Source organism: Bacillus sp. FSL K6-2944 (assembly GCF_038005385.1).
GTDB lineage: Bacteria > Bacillota > Bacilli > Bacillales > Bacillaceae_G > Bacillus_A > Bacillus_A cereus.
The window spans coordinates 4,030,001-4,032,500 of the sequence record NZ_JBBOTE010000001.1 but is presented as its reverse complement, the minus strand read 5'-3'; the positions used below and the strand labels follow the sequence as shown (position 1 = coordinate 4,032,500).

The following is a 2,500-nucleotide window of genomic DNA, read 5'->3' as shown; positions in this document are numbered from 1 at the left end:
GATAGCTGGTTCTCCCCGAAATAGCTTTAGGGCTAGCCTTAAGTGTAAGAGTCTTGGAGGTAGAGCACTGATTGGACTAGGGGTCCTCATCGGATTACCGAATTCAGTCAAACTCCGAATGCCAATGACTTATCCTTAGGAGTCAGACTGCGAGTGATAAGATCCGTAGTCAAAAGGGAAACAGCCCAGACCGCCAGCTAAGGTCCCAAAGTGTGTATTAAGTGGAAAAGGATGTGGAGTTGCTTAGACAACTAGGATGTTGGCTTAGAAGCAGCCACCATTTAAAGAGTGCGTAATAGCTCACTAGTCGAGTGACTCTGCGCCGAAAATGTACCGGGGCTAAATACACCACCGAAGCTGCGGATTGATACCAATGGTATCAGTGGTAGGGGAGCGTTCTAAGGACAGTGAAGTCAGACCGGAAGGACTGGTGGAGTGCTTAGAAGTGAGAATGCCGGTATGAGTAGCGAAAGACGGGTGAGAATCCCGTCCACCGAATGCCTAAGGTTTCCTGAGGAAGGCTCGTCCGCTCAGGGTTAGTCAGGACCTAAGCCGAGGCCGACAGGCGTAGGCGATGGACAACAGGTTGATATTCCTGTACCACCTCTTTATCGTTTGAGCAATGGAGGGACGCAGAAGGATAGAAGAAGCGTGCGATTGGTTGTGCACGTCCAAGCAGTTAGGCTGATAAGTAGGCAAATCCGCTTATCGTAAAGGCTGAGCTGTGATGGGGAAGCTCCTTATGGAGCGAAGTCTTTGATTCCCCGCTGCCAAGAAAAGCTTCTAGCGAGATAAAAGGTGCCTGTACCGCAAACCGACACAGGTAGGCGAGGAGAGAATCCTAAGGTGTGCGAGAGAACTCTGGTTAAGGAACTCGGCAAAATGACCCCGTAACTTCGGGAGAAGGGGTGCTTTCTTAACGGAAAGCCGCAGTGAATAGGCCCAAGCGACTGTTTAGCAAAAACACAGCTCTCTGCGAAGCCGTAAGGCGAAGTATAGGGGGTGACACCTGCCCGGTGCTGGAAGGTTAAGGAGAGGGGTTAGCGTAAGCGAAGCTCTGAACTGAAGCCCCAGTAAACGGCGGCCGTAACTATAACGGTCCTAAGGTAGCGAAATTCCTTGTCGGGTAAGTTCCGACCCGCACGAAAGGTGTAACGATTTGGGCACTGTCTCAACCAGAGACTCGGTGAAATTATAGTACCTGTGAAGATGCAGGTTACCCGCGACAGGACGGAAAGACCCCGTGGAGCTTTACTGTAGCCTGATATTGAATTTTGGTACAGTTTGTACAGGATAGGCGGGAGCCATTGAAACCGGAGCGCTAGCTTCGGTGGAGGCGCTGGTGGGATACCGCCCTGACTGTATTGAAATTCTAACCTACGGGTCTTATCGACCCGGGAGACAGTGTCAGGTGGGCAGTTTGACTGGGGCGGTCGCCTCCTAAAGTGTAACGGAGGCGCCCAAAGGTTCCCTCAGAATGGTTGGAAATCATTCGTAGAGTGCAAAGGCATAAGGGAGCTTGACTGCGAGACCTACAAGTCGAGCAGGGACGAAAGTCGGGCTTAGTGATCCGGTGGTTCCGCATGGAAGGGCCATCGCTCAACGGATAAAAGCTACCCCGGGGATAACAGGCTTATCTCCCCCAAGAGTCCACATCGACGGGGAGGTTTGGCACCTCGATGTCGGCTCATCGCATCCTGGGGCTGTAGTCGGTCCCAAGGGTTGGGCTGTTCGCCCATTAAAGCGGTACGCGAGCTGGGTTCAGAACGTCGTGAGACAGTTCGGTCCCTATCCGTCGTGGGCGTAGGAAATTTGAGAGGAGCTGTCCTTAGTACGAGAGGACCGGGATGGACGCACCGCTGGTGTACCAGTTGTTCTGCCAAGGGCATAGCTGGGTAGCTATGTGCGGAAGGGATAAGTGCTGAAAGCATCTAAGCATGAAGCCCCCCTCAAGATGAGATTTCCCATAGCGTAAGCTAGTAAGATCCCTGAAAGATGATCAGGTTGATAGGTTCGAGGTGGAAGCATGGTGACATGTGGAGCTGACGAATACTAATAGATCGAGGACTTAACCATATAATATGTAGCAATGTTATCTAGTTTTGAAGGAATATGCCTTCATAGTTTGGTGATGATGGCAGAGAGGTCACACCCGTTCCCATACCGAACACGGAAGTTAAGCTCTCTAGCGCCGATGGTAGTTGGGACCTTGTCCCTGTGAGAGTAGGACGTCGCCAAGCAACTTTAAGACGAGTCAGAATGACTCGTCTTTTTTGTGTTTTATAACTTCTTTTCAAAGCTAAATATTTTGAAGTGCTTCTCGCTTTTCAAAAAGGTTTTTGAGTACGTAGCTATATAAGTTTTATTCAATTTCTTTCGTGATTCTTTATATGTAATTTAAGATTTTCTATTTTATTTCTTAAAGATAGGATTCATCAGTGTGTTAAAATAGTACAGTTGTTTTTGATGTACTTTAATATAAGAAGATTTAAGTTAGAAA

At 49.0% G+C, this 2,500-nt stretch carries 2 rRNA genes (1 of these 2 only partly in view); both read left to right on the top strand.

The features are described 5' to 3' along the window. A 23S ribosomal RNA gene (locus MHH55_RS20620) occupies positions 1–2,076 on the top strand (it extends 846 nt beyond the left edge of the window). A 48-nt stretch (positions 2,077–2,124) separates the two neighbouring features. After that, positions 2,125–2,240 (top strand): 5S ribosomal RNA (rrf, locus tag MHH55_RS20615). The last annotated feature ends 260 nt before the right edge of the window (positions 2,241–2,500 follow it).